The sequence below is a fragment of the Streptosporangium minutum genome, from assembly GCF_002149035.1.
Taxonomy (GTDB): domain Bacteria; phylum Actinomycetota; class Actinomycetes; order Streptosporangiales; family Streptosporangiaceae; genus Streptosporangium; species Streptosporangium minutum.
The window spans coordinates 1-3248 of sequence record NZ_NGFP01000437.1 but is presented as its reverse complement, the minus strand read 5'-3'; the positions used below and the strand labels follow the sequence as shown (position 1 = coordinate 3248).

Annotated in this window: 2 protein-coding genes; both read right to left on the bottom strand. The window is 69.7% G+C overall.

The window, feature by feature from the left end:
* Window positions 1-2311, bottom strand: a 2311-nt coding sequence (locus CA984_RS43200) for a chitinase C-terminal domain-containing protein (protein WP_086579062.1), incomplete at its 3' end; no start/stop codon positions are given.
* Window positions 2312-2479: 168 nt separating this feature from the next.
* A partial coding sequence (locus CA984_RS43195) for a 2-oxo acid dehydrogenase subunit E2 (protein WP_207621268.1) occupies window positions 2480-3248 on the bottom strand: 769 nt, incomplete at its 5' end.

Here is a 3248-nt window from a genome sequence, read left to right as displayed (position 1 = left end):
TGGGGGAGGGGGTGGCCCCGGAGCAGGCCCCGAGGTCCTTCCAGACGTCGTTGGCGCCGGGCTCGTTGTTCTGGGTCCACCACCTGGCCTCCCACTGCCTGCCCTTGTGGGAGACCTTGTTGCCGCCGGTGTAGACCTGGGTGGCCGACCAGGCGGGGGCGGAGCAGTCGCCGCCCGGGCCGCCGGTCGGGTCGGTCGTCGGGGTCGGGTTGACGATCACGCCGCCCCGGGCGTGGTCGGCGGTCAGGCCGTAGGTCCTGCCGCCGAAGCTCACGGTGAAGTTGGCCGGCGCCGGGGCGGGCAGGTAGTAGACGTAGTCCATGTTCAGCGAGGCGCCGGGGGCCAGCGGCTCGTTGGCCCGCAGCTTGAAGGAGATCCGGTTGAAGTCGCCCTTCAGGCCGCCGATGTTGTTGCCCGCGCCGTGCTCGCTGCTGATCACGGTGACGCCGAAGCCGGACTGGTCCTTGGCGTTCTTCGGGGCCGAGCTGGCGTAGTCCCACTGGAACTCCGCGCCGCCGGGGATCGTCGTCGCCGACCTGTTCGTGATCTTCAGCTTGCCGGTGATCGGATAGTTGCTGTCGCCGACCGGGAAGCCGCCGATCTCCACGCCCACGTCGAGCTTCTCGTTCGGCACGTTCACCTTGGCGCGGGTCGCGCCGTACGGCGTGGCGGTCTTGAGCGCCTCGTACATCTGGCCGGTGAGCGTGTCGCCCATGAACCACTCGCCCTTGGAGGCGTCCCATCCGTAGTCGCCGGCGAGCTCCCAGATCATCAGGCCGCCGATGCCGCGGTCCTTGACGTAGCCGGTCTTGACGCCGATGGACTGGTCGTCCTCGGTGGACAGGAAGACCTTCTTGGTGGAGTTCCACAGCCACGGCGCGACGAGGGTGGGGTCGTAGTTGCGGGTGTAGGAGCCGGTCAGCCTGTCCTCGGGGTCGGCCGGGTCCAGGCCGTAGGCGGGGCCGTAGGAGCCGACCCGGCCGTCCTGGAGGTTCTTGGCGTGCCACAGCGGGTTGCCGCCACCGCTGACCTCGGTGTTGTTCTCCTCGTCGTGCCAGAGGTTGTCGATGCCGCGAGCGCCGTCGCCGCAGGAGGTCAGCCCGGTCGGGCAGCCGCTGGTGCTCTTGGCCGTGCCCCACAGGCCGTTGACGCCGCCGGTGACGTTGCGCCAGCCGCGGGTGTAGTACGGCACGCCGATGTTGATCCGGCCGGCCTGCATCGCGCCGCGGAAGTAGTGGTAGGCCCAGTCGGTGTTCAGGTAGCCGAGCCCGCCGTACGCCTCGGTGTTGTAGACGTTCCACTTGGCGAGCTCGGCGTCCTTGCCGTCGTCGTAGAGCGCGGCGTTGGGGCCGACGAACTCGTTCCACGCGCCGTGCAGGTCGTAGGACATGATGTTGACGTAGTCCAGGTACTGGGTGACCTGGAAGGTCTCCATGCCGCGCAGCAGGTAGCCGGACGACGGGGCGGCGATCGTCAGCATGTAGTACCTGCCGTCGGCGACCGAGGCGGCGTTGAGCTTGTCGCGCATGGTCTTCATCAGGACCGCGTAGTTCTTCATCAGCGACGCGCGGCGGGCGTTGGCGACCTGCCAGTCCAGCGGGTGGCCCGCGTCCTTCATCGAGGTCGGGTACTCGTAGTCGAGGTCGACGCCGTTGAAGCCGTACTTCCTGACGAACTCCACCGAGGAGTCGGCGAAGGCGTTGATCCCGGCCGTGTTGGCGGAGCCGTCGGCGTTGGTGGTCATCGTGTAGAAGCCGCCGGAGGGCCTGCGCGCGCCGGAGGCGTCGAAGTAGCCGCCGGTCTCGGCCCAGCCGCCGACGCTGATCAGCGTCTTGGCGTCGGGGTTGGCCTTCTTGTACTTGTTCAACAGGTTGAAGTGGCCCTTGTACGGCAGGGCGGGGTCGAGCGTGTCGATCCCCGGCCACTCCATGCCGGTGGCCGCGTTGTCCGGGCCGTCGGCGCCGACCGAGATCCTGTTGTCCTGGCCGACGTGCGCGAACGCGTAGTTGATGTGGGTGATCTTGCCCCACGGGATGTCCTTGGCGAGGTAGGACGGCTGGCCGTTCTTGCCGGTCCGCCACCCGGTGAAGTAGCCGATGATGCGGCGCGGGTGGTCGGCGCCCATCTTCTCCCGGCCGGCCTCGTCGTAGACCTGGCAGAAGGGCACGTTGAGACCCGGGGTGGTGTAGAGGCCGTCCGGGCGGCAGGTCTCGTCGTCGGACGCGGCGGCGGCCGTGCCGGCGAGCGCGCCTGCGATCAGGGCGAGTGCCGCGCCGGCCGCCGCGAGGCCGGCGCGTAGACGTGAGGACATGGAGCAGCTACCTCCAAGGTGAGGAAACATAGCCGTGATCCCGCCCCCCACGGGTTATTGAACGGGAAACTATGCGCTTCCACCAGGCAGGTCAATGCTTTCTTTTAAGAAACTTTCTTGATAATTAATGGGTGTGCGGTTATGGCGGAGAGGGAGGGGGAGATGCGCTCACCGCTCGGAGGCGCCGTCGCCGGGGCTCTCCAGCGCGGTCCTGAGCGCGCCGAGGAACTCGGCCGAATCGCGGCCGTTGACGAACCGGTGGTCGTAGGCGAGGCCCAGCAGGATCACCTTCCGTACGGCGAAGCCGCCGCCCCGGACCTCCACGACCTCCGGACGCGGCGCGGCGAGCGACAGCGCGCAGATCTGGCCGGGGAAGACGACGGGGACGGCCATGACGACGGCGGCATCGGTGTGCAGGGTGAGCATGATGTTGCCGCCCTGCAGGTCCTGCTCCCGGAAGGTCCCGTCCAGCGCGGCCCGGCGGAACCGGGTGAGGTCGCCGGCGATCTCACCGAGCGGGCGGCGCCCCGCGTCCCGCACCACCGGCACGAACATCCCCCCGCCGACGTCGACGGTCACGCCGACCTCGGCGGACGCGGCCCGGCGGGCGCGACGGCCGTCGACGGGCGTGGCGAAACACAGGGGGAAGCGGTCGAGCAGCCTGCCGGTCGCCCGCACCAGCAGCTCGGGCAGGCCGATCAGGACGCGCAGCCGCCTGGTCTCCTGCCGGGCGAACCCGAGCGCGTCCGTCACGTCGACCCTCATGACGGTGAAGGCCGGGGGGATGTCGCGATGGGATTCCTCGACGACCTCGGCGACCCGCCGCTGGGCCCGGGACGGCTCGATCAGGCCGGAGCCCTCCGGGGCCGTCCGGGCGGCGGCCAGGCCGGATCCGCCGTCCCGCTCCGCCGAATGAGCGAGGAGGCCGGAGCCGTCC